17 protein-coding genes and 2 pseudogenes are annotated in these 19,659 nt (G+C 38.3%); 10 read left to right on the top strand and 9 right to left on the bottom strand.

The features are described from left to right. The first annotated feature begins 377 nt into the window (after positions 1-377). From M5121_RS12465 to M5121_RS12455, 3 genes are all read left to right on the top strand, one after another. Positions 378-539, top strand: coding sequence for a hypothetical protein (locus tag M5121_RS12465; RefSeq protein ID WP_005159687.1), 162 nt, complete (start codon positions 378-380; stop codon positions 537-539). A 157-nt stretch (positions 540-696) separates the two neighbouring features. Continuing rightward, positions 697-1,131, top strand: coding sequence for an I78 family peptidase inhibitor (locus M5121_RS12460; RefSeq protein ID WP_249571365.1), 435 nt, complete (start codon positions 697-699; stop codon positions 1,129-1,131). A 200-nt stretch (positions 1,132-1,331) separates the two neighbouring features. Continuing rightward, entirely contained in the window at positions 1,332-1,895 is a 564-nt protein-coding gene (locus M5121_RS12455; RefSeq protein WP_249571364.1) for an FxsA family protein, read from the top strand. A 43-nt stretch (positions 1,896-1,938) separates the two neighbouring features. Here M5121_RS12455 and M5121_RS12450 read toward each other — a convergent pair whose 3' ends face one another. Next, entirely contained in the window at positions 1,939-2,121 is a 183-nt protein-coding gene (locus M5121_RS12450) for a hypothetical protein (protein ID WP_249571363.1), read from the bottom strand. 229 nt (positions 2,122-2,350) lie between these two features. Between M5121_RS12450 and M5121_RS12445 the strand changes: the two genes are divergently transcribed. Next, a complete protein-coding gene (locus M5121_RS12445) occupies positions 2,351-2,608 on the top strand; it encodes a hypothetical protein (protein WP_249571362.1) in 258 nt (85 codons plus the stop codon). Positions 2,609-2,667: 59 nt separating this feature from the next. Here the strand turns inward: M5121_RS12445 and metK are convergent, their stop codons facing one another. Then, positions 2,668-3,834, bottom strand: coding sequence for a methionine adenosyltransferase (gene metK / locus M5121_RS12440; RefSeq protein ID WP_249571361.1), 1,167 nt, complete (start codon positions 3,832-3,834; stop codon positions 2,668-2,670). A 385-nt stretch (positions 3,835-4,219) separates the two neighbouring features. On the opposite strand from metK, the gene tkt reads away from it, so the two are divergent. After that, positions 4,220-6,208, top strand: a complete 1,989-nt coding sequence (gene tkt, locus M5121_RS12435; RefSeq protein ID WP_249571360.1) for a transketolase — start codon at positions 4,220-4,222, stop codon at positions 6,206-6,208. A 174-nt stretch (positions 6,209-6,382) separates the two neighbouring features. Beyond that, a complete protein-coding gene (locus tag M5121_RS12430; RefSeq protein ID WP_249571359.1) occupies positions 6,383-6,655 on the top strand; it encodes a hypothetical protein in 273 nt (90 codons plus the stop codon). Positions 6,656-6,825: 170 nt separating this feature from the next. On the opposite strand, the gene M5121_RS12425 is transcribed toward M5121_RS12430, so the two are convergent. After that, complete coding sequence (locus M5121_RS12425; RefSeq protein ID WP_249571358.1) at positions 6,826-7,236, bottom strand: OsmC family protein; 411 nt, start codon at positions 7,234-7,236, stop codon at positions 6,826-6,828. Positions 7,237-7,463: 227 nt separating this feature from the next. Between M5121_RS12425 and M5121_RS12420 the strand changes: the two genes are divergently transcribed. After that, positions 7,464-8,042 carry a YceI family protein gene (locus M5121_RS12420; protein WP_249571357.1) on the top strand — a complete coding sequence of 193 codons (579 nt, stop codon included), beginning with the start codon at positions 7,464-7,466 and terminating at the stop codon, positions 8,040-8,042. A gap of 96 nt (positions 8,043-8,138) precedes the next feature. On the opposite strand, the pseudogene M5121_RS12415 reads toward M5121_RS12420, so the two are convergent. Both M5121_RS12415 and M5121_RS16005 read right to left on the bottom strand, forming a co-directional pair. After that, a pseudogene (locus tag M5121_RS12415) lies at positions 8,139-8,596 on the bottom strand (GNAT family N-acetyltransferase). A gap of 249 nt (positions 8,597-8,845) precedes the next feature. Continuing rightward, positions 8,846-9,019 (bottom strand): annotated as a pseudogene (locus M5121_RS16005) (lecithin retinol acyltransferase family protein); the annotation flags it as partial. 171 nt (positions 9,020-9,190) lie between these two features. Between M5121_RS16005 and M5121_RS12405 the strand changes: the two are divergent. Further along, complete coding sequence (locus M5121_RS12405; RefSeq protein WP_249571356.1) at positions 9,191-9,928, top strand: phosphodiester glycosidase family protein; 738 nt, start codon at positions 9,191-9,193, stop codon at positions 9,926-9,928. Positions 9,929-9,974: 46 nt separating this feature from the next. On the opposite strand, the gene M5121_RS12400 is transcribed toward M5121_RS12405, so the two are convergent. The 3 genes from M5121_RS12400 to putA all read right to left on the bottom strand — a co-directional run bounded on the left by M5121_RS12400 (position 9,975) and on the right by putA (position 15,530). Continuing rightward, a complete protein-coding gene (locus M5121_RS12400) occupies positions 9,975-10,202 on the bottom strand; it encodes a hypothetical protein (protein ID WP_004661846.1) in 228 nt (75 codons plus the stop codon). A gap of 249 nt (positions 10,203-10,451) precedes the next feature. Further along, positions 10,452-11,537: a tRNA (uridine(54)-C5)-methyltransferase TrmA gene (gene trmA, locus M5121_RS12395; protein WP_249571355.1), complete on the bottom strand. Its 1,086-nt coding sequence runs from the start codon at positions 11,535-11,537 to the stop codon at positions 10,452-10,454. Positions 11,538-11,768: 231 nt separating this feature from the next. Then, entirely contained in the window at positions 11,769-15,530 is a 3,762-nt protein-coding gene (putA, locus tag M5121_RS12390; RefSeq protein ID WP_249571354.1) for a trifunctional transcriptional regulator/proline dehydrogenase/L-glutamate gamma-semialdehyde dehydrogenase, read from the bottom strand. A 120-nt stretch (positions 15,531-15,650) separates the two neighbouring features. On the opposite strand from putA, the gene M5121_RS12385 reads away from it, so the two are divergent. Further along, entirely contained in the window at positions 15,651-16,142 is a 492-nt protein-coding gene (locus tag M5121_RS12385; protein WP_004662457.1) for an Lrp/AsnC ligand binding domain-containing protein, read from the top strand. Positions 16,143-16,200: 58 nt separating this feature from the next. Here M5121_RS12385 and putP read toward each other — a convergent pair whose 3' ends face one another. Further along, the gene (gene putP, locus M5121_RS12380; RefSeq protein WP_087548121.1) at positions 16,201-17,697 is read right to left on the bottom strand and encodes a sodium/proline symporter PutP; all 1,497 of its coding nucleotides are present in this window, start codon (positions 17,695-17,697) and stop codon (positions 16,201-16,203) included. Between the two features lie 480 nt (positions 17,698-18,177). On the opposite strand from putP, the gene aspA reads away from it, so the two are divergent. Next, positions 18,178-19,620 carry an aspartate ammonia-lyase gene (gene aspA, locus M5121_RS12375; RefSeq protein ID WP_249571353.1) on the top strand — a complete coding sequence of 481 codons (1,443 nt, stop codon included), beginning with the start codon at positions 18,178-18,180 and terminating at the stop codon, positions 19,618-19,620. Positions 19,621-19,659: the final 39 nt, after the last annotated feature.

Raw genomic sequence — 19,659 nt, 5'->3', positions numbered from 1 at the left:
TTCTGTTTCTTGCTCATGGTAAACTCCTAATGAGTATGTATAGTTTACCAAGTTAAACCCTCCTGTTTTTTAAGCACACATCATAATGACTGCATGCGCATCTCGATCTAAAAAGATTTGTCGGCTCGGAATATCAATATGCTTTTGTCGTCTACAGAGGGTGGAGTAATCTGGTGCTGTCCAATTCAAACATTAGTTGTACGGTAGGTTTTAGTCACAGGCTTCTTCATGTAGAAATTATATTGCTGAAGAAGCCTTCAAGAATAGCTTTGTGCAACAAAGCCTTCTAACATCAATAAAAATGACGATTAAGATTGAATTTTAAACTATATCTAAATATTCACTCTATGCTAGGCTTAAGAAAAAAGGATAAGCCTATGGATGCCATTGAAATAAAAGATTTCTCAGCTCTAACTGGGTATACAAATGCCATTTTAGCAATCGATGAGTGGCTTGAACACAAACCTTATTTCTATGTGATTAAGGATCAGTATTTGATTGATGAGGCTATTCGTGTTGAATATATCATTATTCAGTAATTTTGAATTTAGAGGAGCTTATAAATGACAAAAAACCGATTGTTTATAGACTTATCTATTATGTATTGTTGATCTGAAATTGGGGTTTTTGTTTCAAGTAATAGACATAATATTTTGATTTATTTGTTATCTTTAAATTTTTGCAAGATTTCAAATTATGAAGAAAATTCTATTTTTAGCTTTAGCACTTACTACATTAACAGCGTGTTCTTCAACACCCAGCAAGGATGTTACTCCACCTAAAATTGGTATGGCAAATCCTGCAAGCCAATACTGCGTTGAACAAGGAGGTCAGCTTGAGATTCGCAATAAGGCAAATGGTCAGGCTGGATATTGTAAATTGTCTAATGGGCAAGTGATTGAGGAATGGACATTTTTCCGTGCAAATCAAAGTAAATGTGTTGCTGATGAAGCACAAAAACTTGTAGGGCAGTCTGGTTTAACCGAACAGCAAATTAAGCAAAAAACCAAGTCCGAAATTGTGCGTAGTGTAGGACCAGATCAGCCCGTAACGATGGATTACCGTGAAAATCGAGTGACGGTAATGATTGATCCGCAATCTAAAAAAATTCTTAGCGCAAATTGTGGTTAATTGGTGAACTAGGTTCTTGCTTTCAAGTTGGTATCTACCAATTTGAAAGCTTTTCTCATCTAAATGAAAGATAGACCTTGATAAATCTACTTTTGTACCCATCAATTATAATATCGCAGTAATATTTTTCGTTTTGGCTTTAACCAAAAGTATAATCACTGTATTTATTTTCTAATTTTTGAGATAGACGAAACTTTGACATGAATCTACTTCTTATCGTAGTGTTTGGCGCAATTGCTGAGATATTAGTATGGATCGGCGTGGGCGACCTTGTTGGGAGTATGTGGTACGTATTCTTTTGGTTTGTTATAACTTTTTTCGTGGGTTTGAATCTCGTTCGTTCTAGTACATCTAATATTATGCCGCAATTGCAACAAATGCAGATGACAGGTAAACTTGGAGCTGATCCTGCTGTTACTAAAAAATTAGCAATTGCAATGTCGGGTTTCTTGTTAATGATTCCTGGTTTAATTTCTGATGTATTGGCTGTATTGGTTTTAATTCCTGCAGTTCAAACAGCGTTTAGAAATATGTTGATGAAAGCAATGGCAAAGCGTCAACAGGCGATGATGGATCAAATGATGGGTGGAATGGGTGGTAATGCTGCTGGTCAGAATCCATTTGCTGATCTCATGCGTCAAATGCAGGACATGCAGAATCAACAACAAGGTGGTGGTCAATATCGTGACTCAACCATTATTGATGGCGAAGCGAGAGAAGTTCAACCTGATCAAAAGAAAATTGAATTCAAAGATGTTAATTAGTCGTTGATACACTTAAAAAGCACATCCTAGTTGATGTGCTTTTTTATGCTTTAATTTTTACACTTTGCTCTTGTTTAGATTCTGTTTTATCTGGTGTTTGTTGTTCTTTGCTCTGAGGTTGATAGTGGGTAGGAGGGAGATTTGTTATTTCATTTTCAGATTGTTTATATGAACGACTTCGATTAGCTCGTTCACGAAATCCACCTTTATTGATCAATTGAGCCATAGTAATGTCATCTATGATTTGAAAGATATATTTTAACAAATTATGTGAAAGATCAAAATAATACTGAGCGTTAGTTGAATCTAGCTTTGTATATCTTCTTTAGAATGTATCCAAGAGAATTGTTAATTTGAATGAATTGCCTTTAAAACTAGATTGAATTCTGATTTTTTTTCTCATAGGATAAAAGTGTGACGAAAGAAATTGTTGTAAATAGTAAGTGGAAGGAAGAATGATGTTATACCAATATCATTGTGCATGTTGTGACAAGGTTGTCGCCTCAACAGATAAGCAGTGTCCTTACTGTGGTTCTCAACATATCCGAAGCCCTTATGGCTTATGGATGTTCTGTCTGGCTGCCTGCTTTGCGGTTGTGGTCATTGTGAAACTTGCACATTTATATTCCCAGCATCATCAAGAGGATCATCCTGTACAAAAGACATCATTGTTTGAAATCTTGAAACAGGACAATACCGACTCAAGCAAATAATGGAGGAGCATAAAAAAAGCTCGCTATCTATGAGCGAGCTTTTAGAATCAGGTAAGATGTTACAACCCAGCCGCATCTTTAAGAACTTCGACTTTATCTGTCTTTTCCCAAGTAAATGCAGTGTCTGAACCCTCACGACCAAAGTGGCCATAAGCAGCTGTCTGCTTATACATTGGCTGAATTAGGTTCAGCATACGAGTGATACCGTATGGACGTAAATCAAAGTGCTCACGAACCAATTGAATGATTAATTCGTTTGATACTTTACCTGTATTGAAAGTATTGATTGAAATCGAAGTCGGTTCAGCAACACCAATTGCATAACTGACTTGGATTTCACATTTATCCGCTAAACCGGCTGCAACAATATTTTTTGCAACATAACGACCTGCATAGGCCGCAGAACGGTCAACTTTTGATGGATCTTTACCAGAGAAAGCACCGCCACCATGACGTGCCATACCGCCATAAGTATCTACAATAATCTTACGACCAGTTAGACCACAGTCACCTACAGGACCACCAATCACAAACATACCTGTTGGATTGATATGGAATTTTGTACCCGCATGGAACATTTCAGCAGGAATAATCGGTTTTACGATTTCTTCAATCACAGCTTCTTTTAAGTTAGCTTGACTAATTTCAGGATCGTGCTGAGTTGAAAGTACCACAGCATCTAGACGCACTGGCATACCATTTTCATAAGCAAATGTTACTTGGCTTTTTGCATCAGGGCGCAACCAAGGTAAAGCACCTGAACGGCGTAATTCTGCTTGACGCTCCATTAAACGATGCGCATAAGAAATTGGGGCAGGCATGAGTACGTCAGTTTCACGACTTGCATAACCGAACATTAAGCCTTGGTCACCCGCACCTTGATCTTCAGGTTTCTGGCGGTCAACACCTTGTGCAATCTCAGGAGATTGTTTACCGATCATATTGATCACGGCACAAGTTGAACCATCAAAACCTAAATCAGAGTGATGGTAGCCAATACCATTTACGGTTTGACGCACAATTGCTTCAAAGTCGACATTTGCTGTCGTTGTAATTTCACCAGCAAGAACAACCGCACCTGTTTTTACTAATGTTTCACAAGCGACACGCGCATACGGGTCTTCTTTTAGGATTGCATCTAAAATAGCATCACTAATTTGGTCAGCCATTTTGTCTGGATGACCTTCGCTTACAGATTCTGAAGTAAAAACAGCATACTCGCGCATGAACGTCCTATCATGGTTATTTTCAAAAAGACAGAGTATGTTACATCGACTTGGCGGATAGGACTAGCATAAGCTGACTAAAATGCATGAATTTATTTCATTTTCATTGTGTTTTTATTGATATGTGTATCAGTAGAACTAATATTAATGCTTTAATTAATAAAGTTTTTCTGAATTGTAAATTTTCATATTGGCGTGAATGCATTTTAGTGGTTGTTTAGATGGTGAGCATTTATATAAAGAATTGTATTTGAATGATCAAAATATAAGAAATATCGTGTATTGCACTTTACCCCATCTTGTTTTTTTAAGACAATAGTCGCAGTTTTTGAAAGATGATTTCTCATCTTCTCTCATCTTATTTGATTTAATCGGATTCTGACTTATGACAACCCCTTTAAATGAACGTCGTATTGCAAATGCAATTCGTGTCTTGGCTATGGATGCTGTGCAACAAGCAAACTCAGGGCATCCTGGTGCTCCAATGGGGATGGCAGATATCGCTGACGTAGTTTGGCGCGAATTTTTAAATCATAACCCAAGTAACCCACAGTGGGCGAACCGCGACCGTTTTGTATTGTCAAATGGTCACGGCTCAATGTTGCAATATGCATTATTGCATTTGACAGGTTATGAGTTATCTATTGAAGATTTAAAACAATTCCGTCAATTACATTCTAAAACACCAGGTCACCCAGAATATGGCTACGCACCTGGTATCGAAACAACAACTGGTCCATTGGGTCAGGGCATTGCTAACGCAGTTGGTTTCGCTTTAGCTGAAAAAACTTTAGCTGCACAATTTAACAAAGATGGTTTAAACGTTGTTGATCACTTCACTTACTGCTTCTTGGGTGATGGCTGCTTGATGGAAGGTATTTCGCACGAAGTATGTTCACTTGCAGGTACTTTGGGTCTAGGTAAGTTGATTGCTTACTACGATGACAACGGGATTTCAATTGATGGTGAAGTAGAAGGCTGGTTCAGTGATGATACTGAACAACGTTTCAAAGCCTATGGTTGGCAAGTGCTTCGCGTAGATGGTCATGATGCTGATGCGATTCGTCAAGCAACTGTTGAAGCGAAAGCTGAAAGCAATAAGCCAACAATTATTATCTGTAAAACGATTATTGGTTTAGGCTCACCAAACAAACAAGGTAAAGAAGATTGCCACGGTGCGCCATTGGGCAAAGATGAAATTGCTTTAACACGTGAAGCATTAGGTTGGAAAGAAGACGCATTTGTTATTCCTGAAGATGTTTATGCTGCTTGGGATGCAAAAGCAAAAGGTCAAACATCTGAAACAGCTTGGAATGAATTATTTGCTCAATACCAAGCAAAATATCCAACTGAAGCGGCTGAATTATTACGTCGTATCAATGGTGATTTACCTGCTGAATTTGCAGCACAAGCCGATGCCTTTATTGCTGAAACCAATGCAAAAGCAGAAACGATTGCAACTCGTAAAGCCAGCCAAAATACTTTACAGGCATTCGGTCCATTACTCCCTGAATTATTAGGTGGTTCTGCTGACTTGGCTGGCTCTAACTTAACACTTTGGAAAGGTTGCCAAGGCGTACAAGAAAATCCAGCGGGTAACTACGTGTATTACGGTGTTCGTGAATTCGGTATGACCGCAATCGCAAATGGTGTAGCTTTACACGGTGGTTTTGTTCCTTACGTTGCAACATTCTTAATGTTTATGGAATATGCACGTAATGCGGTACGTATGTCGGCATTGATGAAGCAACGTGTGATTCATGTTTATACACATGATTCGATCGGCTTAGGTGAAGATGGTCCTACGCATCAACCAATCGAACAAATTGCATCGTTACGCGGTACACCAAACTTAAATACTTGGCGTCCATGCGATACAGTTGAAGCTGCAATTTCTTGGAAATCTGCGTTACAACGTAAAGATGGTCCAACCGCATTAATTTTCTCTCGTCAAAACTTGCCATTTCAAGCACGTAATGAAGCTCAAATTCAAAACGCTGCAAAAGGTGGTTATGTACTTGCTGAAGAGAAAGGTGAGTTGAAAGCAATCATTATTGCAACAGGTTCTGAAGTTTCATTGGCAATGGAAGCATATGCACAACTTGAAGGTGTGCGTGTCGTGTCTATGCCATGTGCAGAAGAGTTTATGAAGCAAGATGCTGCTTACCGTGAAGCTGTATTACCTGCACATATTCGTGCCCGTGTAGCGGTTGAAGCGGCTCATGTAGACTACTGGTGGAAATTTGTTGGTTTAGACGGCAAAGTGATCGGTATGACCACCTATGGCGAATCTGCACCAGCCAAAGATCTGTTCCAATTCTTCGGTATCACCACTGAAGCGGTTGTTGCTGCTGTTAAAGAATTGACTGCTTAATCGAATTAAGTGGTATAAAAAAAGCGCTCTGATTAAGGGCGCTTTTTTTATGATAAGGCACAGGAGTAAAAAGAAAAATGAGATGATTTGTTTGGTTGAATGTAGTTAATTAATTATATTGAATCTATATAAGCTAATGAAAATATCAATAATCCATCTGAGGAGAATAATAATATGAATTTATTGGAAGCTTTAGTACAGATAGAAGAATATTCTGAGGAAGAAACAATTTACTCAGCAAAACCATGGACACTAAATTCAGAGACAATCATTATGATTGAACCAGATGAAGGGGGACTCGAATTTACAGTAAATGGACGAGTATATAGTTACTTTCTAGAAATTTTCTTAGTTAAAGAGCTTTTAAGCGATTTAGCTGCAGAAAATGGCCTGTCTCCGGAAGGAAAAGTGCTTCGTATCATTCAATATGCTTATAATGATGCATAGTTTTTTAAAAGCACACTAGCGAAAGTGTAGTTATCTTCAACTAAGGCGACAATATTCTTTAAACAAAGTTGACTTTAGGTCGCAATTCTAGACCGGTTTAGGCCTAACCTGTTCTTGTGAAGAGATGACTTGCTGAAACCTAAATTGACAACAAGTCTACTGATATAAGTTTACCCAATACTTAATGCACTCTGAATTGAAATATTAGACGTTAATAATTTATGAACAGGACAACTTTCCGCAACTTTTAATAAGCGTTTATGCTGTTCTTCGGTAAATTCACCTTTTAGTGTAATTTTACGCTCAATATTGTTTTGACCTGCTTCAGGTTCACCATTTGGGTTTAAAGCCAAATCAACCTGAACATGATCAAGTTTAATTCCTTTATGGTTTGCATACATTTCCAGTGTAATGGTTGTGCACGCACCTAAAGCTGAAAGTAGCAGTTGAATTGGGTTAGGAGCTGAGTCTTGACCACCTTTATCTGTTGGTTCATCTGCATACCAAGTATGACCCGAAGAATCCGTCAACGTAACACGATAAGGGGTTGGGGTATTTAGAGCTTGAACTGTATGAGTCATATTCTACCTTTTTGTTTATCTTTAAGAATTTAAATCTAAATTTATCAATCGATCATGTTATTCCTCAGATCAATTGTCCACTACCTAATGGTCTTATGATAATTGTGTTTGATATGTGCTGTAACGTTTTTATTGTTGCACGGATGAAACATATCGTTTTATAAAGAATAGTGAATAAAAATACTTGATCTATAAACTATTGCTTATATCAAACAAGGATACGAAAAATGCAATTTAAAACATTAAGCCTCGGTTTATCAGTTGCCATTGCAAGTTCAGTTGCTTTGGCTGCCCCAGTCGACTATAAAATTGACCCAACCCATACAGCCACCGTGTTTAGCTGGAACCATTTTGGTTTCTCTACACCAAGCGCGAACTTTACTGATATTCAAGGTACAATTAAAGTTGATAATGCAAAACCTTCAAATTCATCTGTAGAAGTGACGATCCCTTTAAGCAGCGTAAATACCAATGTTGCTGCGTTGGATAAGGAATTCCAAGAAGAAGCTTGGTTTAATGCTGCGAAATATCCAAACATTACTTTTAAAAGTACCAAAGTAGAAACCAAAGACAAGAAACACTTCAAAATTACAGGTAATTTAACCGTTAAAGGTGTGACTAAGCCGGTGGTATTGGATGCTGTGCTGAATAAACAAGGCGAGCATCCAATGGCGAAAGTGCCAGCGATTGGTTTTAATGCCACAACAAGCTTTAACCGCTCTGCATTTGGTATCGGTAACTACGTGCCAAATGTTGGAGATAAGATCACTGTGAATATTACGACTGAAGCAACTGCTGCAAAGTAATATCAAACAAATCGTTAGATTGATAAAAAAAGCTCATGGAACTAATCCCTGAGCTTTTTTTAATTTTGCGTGTAAATTTGGTGTATTGATTTAATATTATGCTGTTGCGTTGAAAGCTTGGGCATAAACAACGCTACCTGTTGGGATGGTTTTGGAGAAAGCAAGCACCTGAAAATATTCAGCAGGTACATTTTCTAAAACCAGTCTTGAATCCGCTTTAAAGCCAAATCTGCCATAATATTCAGGTTCATCAAGCAATACACATCCTGCTGCTCCCAAATCTTTTAATGCCGCTAAACCCTCATTGATTAGCTTTGAGCCTACACCTTGTGCTTAATATTCAGGTTGAACTGAGACTGGCCCAAGACCATACCAACCTGTTGATCCAGCGGAAATGGAAACAGGAGAAAATGCAATGTGCCCCATCACTTGTTATATTCAGCAACCAGTGAAAGGGTTAATTGACCTGAATTACGCAGCGCATTCACAATAAACTGTTCAGTATGGCTGGAATATTGCTGATCTTGAAAAGCAATCTCAGTTAAATTAAAAATAGCCTAAGTTTCGGATGGTTGTTCATTGCGAATATGAAAGTTTATGTTTTATCTGGCCCTAATGAAATGTCCGAATCTATGGGAGTTAATATAAACGATAAATCATTAATCTGATAAAGCCTACGCGTTTTAATCTTTCGCCTGTTTTTCTTCTGGCAATAAATATTCAGGCATAGATTTCTTCGCTTGTCTGCGTAACATCATTTTGATGTATAAAACGAGGCTCTGTACAGGACAAATTTCATAGGGCCGAGCAAAGCGCTGAATTGAGGTCATTTTAATCGGACGTTTTTTAAAAATATGGGCAAAACCTGAATAATGAATAACTCGCCCACGACCTGCATAAATACCATGATGACTATAGCCAAAGTGTTTAACAATTAGGTGCGCACCGAGAGGGAAATGTTGCTGTATTTGCTGCATACTCATATAAGACTATTGTATTTACAGATGTATTTTAATCAAAAAATATAAATCTATCGAGTGCATTTAAAGACTCATTTATACGATTATGTGTGGAGATTGTATCTATTCTTTTTATGTTGAAACACATTGTGGGACAATGCGGTTAGTCGATTTGAACAATATTAAATTATGCTAAAAAAATGGTTTATAGCCTCATTGGTCAGTATTTGTATGTCTCATGTTTATGCGATGCAGCATCAAATAATTAAAGTAGACAATATTTCATACGATGTAATTAAAGTAGACCATTTACAGCAACTCAGACTTTTCCTAAAAGATCCAAAGACTGCTCGTTATTATCAAAAATTTGCTCATATCCAAAAAATGCTTCCAACATGTGAACAGTTAAGTTTTGCTATGAACGCAGGTATGTATCACCCTGATTTTCAACCTGTCGGTTTATATGTTGAGGAGGGTAAAGAAATTGTTGAACTTAATGAAGCGCAAGGATTTGGTAATTTTTTTATGCAACCAAATGGCGTGCTTGCATGGAATGATAAATATGCTGTAATTAAAACAACGACAGATTATAAATCCATGAGATTTAAGCCACGGTTTGCTACGCAGTCTGGACCAATGTTGGTTTATAAAGGCCAAGTAAATCGCCAATTTTTAGCAGATTCAAATTCTCTAAAAATAAGAAATGGAGTCGGTGTTAGAAATAATCAGTTGTATTTTGTGATTTCACAACAACGGGTCAATTTTTATCAGTTCGCACAATTTTTCAAGCAAAATTTAAAAATTGATAATGCGTTGTATCTCGATGGTTCAATTTCAAGTTTATATTTATCCAAAACTAAACGTCATGACAAGACTTTTAATTTAGGTCCAATCGTTGCTGAAATTGCTCAAGAGAATTGTAATTAATCAACTTCTCATCTTCTAGGCATTAGAAGATGAGAAGCGTTTATTTTTATTGAATTGGCGTTTTGATAAGAGCAAGAAGCTCTTTGCGGCTATAGCCTCGGGAAATGAGAACTTTCTTTATACCTTTAATCACATCTTCATCTGTCGCTTTGACTAAAGCATCCAGTAGTTGTTCATTTGATTTGCAAGAACAATCATTTTCAACGCAAGAGGTTTGATTCTTGTGTTCATTATATTGCTGATCTGCATTAAACAATTTTTGCCAAAAACTCATAGAGCCTTCATATACAACCTAACATATATCGAAATATAGTCACTTTAAAATAAAATACAAGTCAGCTTAAGTGATAAAAGCAGCAGTTGATCTTCAATTTTTTCGATGATTCTTTTTGTTTCTAACGAAATTATGACAGTTGAATGACTTGATCTTTGAAAAACATCATTTTTTCTAGTAAAAACTTTAAATAAAAATAGAGAGTTATGAGAACTCTCTATTTTTAATGGTTACTTTGCAATAATTTGTTTAAATCTTTTCGAGCAGTACACCAGATTCCACATGATGAGTAAAAGGGAATTGATCGAACATGGCAAATTTTATAATGCGATGTGTTTGACTGAGTGTTTTTAAATTATCATGTAAGGTATCTGGATTGCATGAAATATAAAGAATACGCTTAAAGCCTTGTAAGAGCTTCAACGTTTCGTCATCAATTCCCGCGCGCGGTGGATCGACAAATACCGTGTCAAAGTCGTAGCTTTGAATGTCGATCTGAGCTTCCTGCAAACGTCTAAATTCACGTTCACCTTGATACGCCTGAGTAAACTCTTCTGCAGATAAACGCGCCACCTGAATATTCTCAATCTGATTTTGCTCAATGTTCCATTGCGCTGCGTAGACTGAAGATTTAGCAAGTTCAGTTGCAAGGACACGTTTAAATTTCAAAGACAGTGGTAGAGTAAAATTACCATTGCCGCAGTACAATTCTAATAGGTCTTTCTCAGAGCTTGCGGCAGCATCACACGCCCACTCCAACATATGTTGACATACTTGTGCATTGGGTTGTGTAAAGCTACTTTCAATTTGTTTGTATTTAAAAGTACGACCATGAACATTGAATTGTTCAACCACGTAGTCGTCACCAATAATCACTTTTTGGCCACGGCTACGCCCCATAATTTTAATATTCAGCTTTTCTGCTAAAGCTTTCGCAGCGATTTCCCAATCTGCATCTAAACGGCGATGATAAATTAAAGTCACCAACATTTCTCCGCTCAATGTGGCGAGGAAATCAGCTTCAAAAATACGTTGCGATAAAATAGAAATTGCTTTTAATTCTTCTAATAAACGTGGCATCAAATCATTGATGCTTTGATCTGCGATAGGAAACTCATCAACTCGTATAACTTCTTTTTGTTTACCATCTTCAGCACGTTCAAACATGGCATAGAACAAATCATTTTCGGTATGCCAGATACGAAACTCTGCGCGCATACGAAAGTGTTGTTCAGGTGATTGAAACACTTCTAAAGTTGGGGGATTGAACGGAGCGAATTGTGCGGTAATGCGTTCAACTTTCTCTTGAAGTTGCTGTTGATAAGATACGGTCATAAAAAGAAAGCTACAGCTGAAATCTAAAGCCGAATGGTATCAAAAAAGCAGTTAAAGGTGCAGGGAAATTATGATTATCCCTGATTTAAACGAATTAGTTTTATTTAAATGATCGTAGGGAAGTTTTTGCTGAAATCCATTTGCTTCAAAGCTAGAAAATAAAAACCCGAACCATGTAAACATGATTCGGGCTGGGATGAGGAACGACTGAAGTTCCGCAAGAGACTTAAATTAGTCTTCAGATAAAGTCATCAAGCTTGCATTGCCACCTGCTGCAGCCGTATTCACACTGATTGCACGTTCGATAACAAGACGTTCTAAAGGAATTTGTTCATTTGCTTGTAACTGGGTAATCCCGACAATCGCACCTGAACGGGCAGCAACTTTAGTTTGCAAATCTTGTAACTGTTCAACAGAACCATGATGAAGCACTGCATCAAACGCATCTTTTTCAACACTTGAAATCACAGTGATTGCATCTAAGACATCTTTTGGTAAAGACGCTTTGTGTTTTACTAAGAATGCATTGTCTTTCAACACAGCAGCAGTACTACTGACGGAGAAAATCGCTAATAACTGTTGTAACTGGCTCGCTTCATCATTGGCAATCGAAAGCACACGATGACGAGGCAAGATAATGTATTGATTGCTTTCACCTGTTGGGCCTTGCAACTCGTAGAATTTACCAACACCAAATGCTGGAATTGTCGGAATTGCGTGAGGCATGTTTTGCTTAGCCCAAGTCAACAAGTTCTGGTAAGCAACATTTGATAAAGCATCAAACTGAGAGATTTCAGCTTTAACCGCAAAAGGTGTTGCTAAAACTTTCTCTGAACAATGTTCCATTAAGCGGTACATATACAGTGGACCACCAGCTTTAGGACCAGTACCAGATAGGCCTTCACCACCAAATGGTTGCACGCCAACGACTGCACCAACGATATTACGGTTGATATATAAGTTGCCCACTTCTGCACGTTGGATGACACTATTAATCGTTTCATCAATACGTGTGTGTAGACCCATAGTTAAGCCGTAGCCTTTTGCATTGATACGATCAATCAATTGCTCAAGTTCACCATATTTATAGGTAATGATGTGCAAAACAGGACCAAAAACTTCGCGCTCTAAGTCATCAAGATTTGGTAATTCAATCGCTGTTGGCGGAACAAATGTACCTTGTGCAAGTGTCTGTTGGCTTACAGCATCGTTAAACATCAATTGATGAACAGGGTAGCCCTTAGATTTCATCTTTTGAATGTGCGTATCGATGGTTTGTTTCGCTTCAATATCGATAACAGGGCCAATGTCAGTTTTTAAGATTGCAGGGTTGCCTACGATCAACTGCTGCATTGCACCTTTCAACATTTTAATCACAGTTGCAGCACTGTCTTCTTGCACACATAAGATACGAAGTGCAGAACAACGTTGACCAGCACTGTCAAATGCAGAGCTTACAACATCGAGAACGACTTGTTCAGTGAGTGCAGAAGAATCTACGATCATCGCATTTTGACCACCTGTTTCCGCGATGAGCGGAATCGGTTGACCATTTGGAGATAAACGTTTTGTCACAGTTTTTTGCAAGATTTTTGCAACTTCTGTCGAACCCGTAAACATAATGCCTTGAATGCGATCATCTTGGCTAAGTTGAGCACCAACAGTTTCACCACGACCCGGCAGAAGTTGAACAACGCCGTGTGGCACACCAGCTTCCCAAAGCATTTGAACGGCTTGCGCTGCAATCAATGGTGTTTGTTCAGCAGGTTTGGCAATCACACAGTTACCACTGACCAATGCAGCAGCAATTTGACCAGAGAAAATCGCAAGAGGGAAGTTCCATGGGCTAATACACAAAACTGTACCTAATGGCTTTACTTGTGCATTTGCAGGCAAGTTTTCGATTTGTGTCGCGTAGTAACGCAAGAAATCAACGGCTTCACGAACTTCTGCAATCGCATTGGCATAAGTTTTACCACTTTCACGGCAAAGTAATACCATCAATTCTTGGATGCGAGCTTCCATCAAATCTGCAGCGCGTTTTAAGCAAGCTGCACGTTCAACTTTATCTGTTGCAGCCCAGCTGTGTTCAGCTTGTACAGCTGCTTCTAATGCCAGTTGTACATCCGCACTAGTCGCTTCATTCACATGACCGACAATTTCACTATTTTGTGCAGGGTTTGTAATTGCAATCGCATTACTTTGATCGTGAATTGTTGATTCAAATCCAAGTAAAGGCGCACTTTTCCAAATATGGCTACGGAGTTTTTGTGCTGTTGTATCTAATGCAGCTAAAGGCTGGTCGTTATTTAAATCAAAACCACTTGAGTTCAGACGTAATGGGTAAAGATCATGCGGAAGTGGAATCGCAGGATGCTTTAAGCCAATCTGACCTTCATCTTTCGCAGCAGTTTGAATATCATTAATTGGAGACTGAATTAAGTCTTCAACTTTTAATGTCTTGTCTGCAATACGGTTTACGAATGAGGTATTTGCACCATTTTCAAGTAAACGACGTACCAAGTAAGCGAGTAAAGTTTCATGGTTACCCACTGGCGCATAGACGCGGCATGGCACACCAAGTTTATTGTCTGCTTTTGGACCTACAACTTGCTCATACAAAGGTTCGCCCATACCGTGTAGGCATTGGAACTCATATTGACCTGGATAATATTTGCTTGGGTCTGCAAGTGTATAAATCGTTGCAAGTGATTGTGCATTGTGCGTTGCAAATTGCGGATAGACTTGATCTGGTGCAGCAAGAAGCTTCTTCGCACAAGCAATGTATGACAAATCAGTGTGAACTTTACGAGTAAACACAGGGTAGTCAGTCATGCCGTCAATTTGCGCTTTCTTGATTTCGCTATCCCAATATGCACCTTTCACCAAACGGATCATGAGGCGTTTGTTACTGCGTTTTGCAAGATCAACGATATAATCAACCACGTAGAAACAACGTTTTTGATAAGCCTGAATAACGAAACCAATGCCTTTCCAATTCGCAAGTTTTGGTTCGAAACATAAACGCTCAAGCAATTCGAGTGAAATTTCTAAACGTTCAGATTCTTCAGCATCGATGTTTAAGCCGATGTCATATTGTTTTGCTAAGCATGCAAGTTCGAAAACTTTGTTGTAAAGCTCATGATGTACACGATCAATTTGCGCACGTTGGTAACGTGGGTGTAAAGCAGAGAGCTTAATCGAGATACCAGGACCTTCATAAACACCACGCCCGTTTGATGCTTTACCAATGGCATGAATCGCTTGAGTGTAATCGTTATAATAACGCTCAGCATCATGATCAGTTAGCGCAGCTTCACCGAGCATATCGTATGAATAGCGGAAACCTTTGTGTTCAAATGGTTTTGCATGTTCAAGTGCTTCTTCGATGGTTTCACCCGTAACGAATTGCTCACCCATCATACGCATCGCGACATCAACCGCTTTACGAATGATGCCACGTCCACTGCGAGCGAGAAGACCTGTTAAAATACTTGATAAACTGGTTTGTTTAGGTGTTTCCATTAACTTGCCAGTCAGCATTAAACCCCAAGCAGCGGCGTTTACGAACATCAGGTTACTTTGACCTAAATGCTCTTTCCAGTTGCCTTGGTTGATCTTGTCACGAATTAATAAATCACGTGTTGCTGTATCTGGAATACGAAGTAATGCTTCTGCCAAACACATCAATGCCACACCTTCTTGTGAAGAAAGTGAGAACTCTTGGAGTAAACCTTGAACAATACCTGCTTTTCCAGCCGAGCTTTTACGTTCACGTAAATTATGTGCAAGACTGAATGCTAATTCATAAATTTTTTGATCAAGATCAGGAGAAATATCTGCTGCTTCTGCAAGTTGTTTAACCGCTTCAGGCTCAGCACGTCGCCAAGCTGTATTAATGCGTTGCTCAAACTCACTTTTTTCTTTAAATTCGGTGATATAACCGTCTGTGTGAGCTGTGTCCATTTGTGCAGGAGTATCCAATGTATTCATACTAAATTCCAATAACAATCTCTAGAACATATTGAGTAGAGAGGTTTAGATAATTTATGATTACAGAATAAAACCCGAGTAACTCACTATAATTTACCTATTTTTTAGAGGAAAATTCAGTTGAATGGCCCTATTTATACATTAGATCGTACCGATCTGAAAATTCTGGATATTCTTCAAACAGATGGAAGAATTTCCAACAGTAAATTGGCTGAATTAGTGAACCTTTCGCCGACTGCCGTCATGGCTCGTGTCCAAAAGTTGACGAAGGATGAATTTATCTTGGGATATGAGGCAAAACTCAATCCGAATAAGTTAAATGCGAGTTTTCTTGTGTTTGTTGAGGTGCTTTTAGATAAAACCACCCCAAATGTGCTCGAGGATTTTATTGATGCGGTAACGCAATATCCTGAAATTGTTGAGTGTCATATGGTGAGTGGTGGCTTCGACTTTTTGATCAAATTACGTAGTGCAGGGATGGAGGAGTTTCGTCGTATCGCAGGACAAATTTTATGGCAACTTCCTGGGGTAAAGGAAACGCGTAGTTATCCTGTGATGCAGGTTGTGAAAGACAGCTCTAAAATAAAAATTAAATCAAGAACCAAATTTTAATAAAAGATTAAATAAAACAAAGGGGCTCGAAAGCCCCCTTAAATTTTAGTCAGAAATTTTATTTCATTTCTCTCGTATAGATTTCATCTGCTTGTTCAAAACGACCAGTCACAGTTGCGTTAGGTGCTTTACCAAGTAAGCTCACCACAACAATACTGATCAAAGCAAAAATGAAACCAGGAATAATTTCATAAATACCAGTACTAGCAAATACATTTTTCCAAACAATCACTGTAATTGCACCGATCACCATACCCGCTAAAGCGCCGTTTAGCGTCATACGTTTCCAGAACAATGACATGATAATCAATGGACCGAAAGCAGCACCGAAGCCAGCCCAAGCATAAGAAACTAAGCCAAGTACTTTACTATCGGGGTTTTGAGCTAAAGCAAGCGCCAACATTGCAACAGCGAGTACCATTCCTCGACCAATCCAAACTAACTCTTTTTGAGTTGCATTTTTACGGATCAAGCCTTTGTATAAATCTTCAGTTAATGCACTTGAACATACCAATAACTGACAACTTAATGTACTCATGACTGCTGATAAAATTGCAGCAAGGATCACACCAACAACCCAAGGGTTGAATAAAATTTTAGTGAGTTCCATGAATACTGTTTCAGGGTTAGCTGTCACAACCGCTGCAAATTCAGGATGTTGATGGAAATACGCAATCCCGATAAAACCAGAACCAACTGCACCTGCCAAGCATAAAATCATCCATATCATACCGATACGACGAGCAGCAGGGATTGACTTAACAGAATCAGCAGCCATAAAACGAACTAGAATATGAGGTTGACCAAAATAACCCAAGCCCCAAGCAGCTGCTGAAAGAATACCAACGATACTTAAATTTGAAACAAAATCATAAGCGTGTGGGCGTGCACTCTCAAGAATTGCTGTAAATTCTTCGACACCTACACCCAAAGACATGTATGTGACGATAGGTAAAAGCAATAACGCAAAAATCATCAGACCAGCTTGGAACGTATCTGTCCAACTGATTGCCAAGAAGCCACCGATACAAACATATCCGATTGTTGCAAACGCACCAAGCCATAAAGCGGTTTGGTAAGGTAAGTGGAACAATGTTTCAAATAGACGTGCACCAGCTACCATGCCAGAAGCACAATAAATCGCGAAAAAGATGAGAATAATCAGTGCGGAAGTTACACGTAAGATCTTTTTCTGGTCATCAAAACGACCAGTGAAATAATCTGGTAACGTAAGCGCATTATTCTGAACTTCAGTATGAACGCGTAAACGTCCAGCCACGAGATACCAGTTGAGCCATGCACCAATGATTAAGCCAATTGCAATCCATGATTCAGATAAACCTGTCAAATAGATTGCCCCAGGTAAACCCATGAGTAGCCAACCACTCATATCGGATGCACCCGCAGATAAAGCAGTAACGAAACTACCTAGGCTTCGTCCTCCAAGAATATAATCATCAAGGTTTTTGGTAGAAAAATAGGCGTATAAACCGATACCAAGCATGGCGATAATATACACCACGAACACAACAACAGTGGGATTCGAAAAATTCATAATGGATGCCTGTCCTTACATATCCATAACTGTGCAATCCCATCTGAATAGACAAAATGATTCACTATTCTAACAAGACTGATAAGGCCACAGATTCAAGCACGAATGATTTTTAAAATACTGTTTTGTTTTTGTATGTTGTTTGTATATTTTATGTAATTTAAATTAAGTGTATGAATCTTAATTTTTAAATCTAAAAAAGCTCACTTTTTTTTAATAAAAGAAAGATATTTGCGGCTTAAAAAAAGGCTACATGTTTCAAATTATTGCAGTGGCAAAAAATTGATAGTAATAACAGGTATTTTTGAACAGAAAAATAGAGTGAAATGACAACACATGTTGTTACAAAAGCAACAATGCAGAGAAATTACATTATAAAAAGCTCGTAATGTTAAGCAATTCTGCTAATGAAAATTTATTTGAAATCTTCCATATTATTTCTTTGCACCATTAGGGTGCATTGTCTGAGAGAAATGGAAAGTGGACACGGTTCAAGCAGCAACCATAAGAATAGAGCATGATTTACTTGGCGCAAAAGAAGTGCCAATGGATTGTTATTACGGAATTCATACTTTACGCGCAATTGAAAATTTCAAAATTTCTTCGCAAAAAGTTGGACAAAATAGTCACTTTATTCGTGCGTTAGCACAAGTGAAGAAAGCATCTGCTCAAGCGAATCTAAGTTTTAATAAATTAACAGAAACTCAAAGCTTGGCGATTCAGCGAGCTTGTGATGACTTAATTAATGAAACACAAAAATGGCAAGACTCATTTCCAATTGATATTTATCAAGGTGGGGCAGGCACGTCGATTAATATGAACACTAATGAAGTCATTGCCAATATCGCACTTGAATCATTAGGTCATCAAAAAGGTCAATATGACATTATTCACCCGAATGATCATATCAACAAATCACAATCAACGAATGATGTGTATCCTACCGCGATTCGTTTATCGACTTATTGTTCTCTAGATGCATTATTCACACAAATGGATAAATTGATTACTTCATTTGAGAATAAAGCAATCGAGTTTCGCTATATTTTAAAAATGGGGCGTACCCAACTTCAAGATGCGGTGCCGATGACACTTGGGCAAGAATTTCATGCATTTGCAACTTTATTAAAAGAAGATGTCCGCCTGATTAAACGTACACGCGAGTTGTTGCTTGAAGTAAATTTAGGCGCAACTGCAATTGGTACTGGTGTAAATACACCTAAAGGCTATGCTGTAAAAGTAGTTTCGTGTTTGAAACAAATTACAGGTTTAAATTTAGTTGGTGCTGAAGACTATGTTGAAGCAACCAGTGATTGTGGCGTCTTTATTATTTTATCGAGTGCCTTAAAACGTCTTGCATGTAAACTTTCGAAGATTAGCAATGATTTACGTTTGCTAAGTTCAGGTCCTCGTACTGGTTTGGGTGAAATCCAATTACCTGAATTACAAGCTGGCTCATCAATTATGCCTGCAAAAGTAAATCCAGTTATTCCAGAAGTTGTAAATCAGATTGCATTTAAGGTGATTGGTAATGATTTAACCATTACCTTCGCGGCAGAAGCGGGGCAATTACAACTCAATGTAATGGAACCTGTGATTGCAATTTCATTGAATGAATCAATTGAATTGCTTACACATGCAATTCAAAGCCTAGATGAAAAATGTGTACGTGGCATCAAAGCAAATGAACAGGCTTGCCATGATGCAGTGATGCGTAGTGTCGGGATTATTACGCTGCTTGATCCACTCTTGGGCCATGCATTGTGTGATGAAATTGGTAAACAATGTATTGCTGAAAATAAAACCATTCAAGAGGTGGTTTTAGAGCGCGGTCTGCTGACTCAAGCGCAACTGGATGAGATTTTCTCTTTTGAAAACTTGGTTTCAGAAGTAGATGGCATTCCTATAGATTACGTTGCTTAACGTATCAACCTCAAAAAAAGCCCAGTAAATGTACTGGGC

The organism is Acinetobacter sp. ANC5681 (assembly GCF_023488045.1).
In the GTDB taxonomy this organism is placed as follows: domain Bacteria; phylum Pseudomonadota; class Gammaproteobacteria; order Pseudomonadales; family Moraxellaceae; genus Acinetobacter.
The sequence above is the reverse complement of the archived record's forward strand: the minus strand, read 5'-3'. Positions and strand labels throughout refer to the sequence as shown.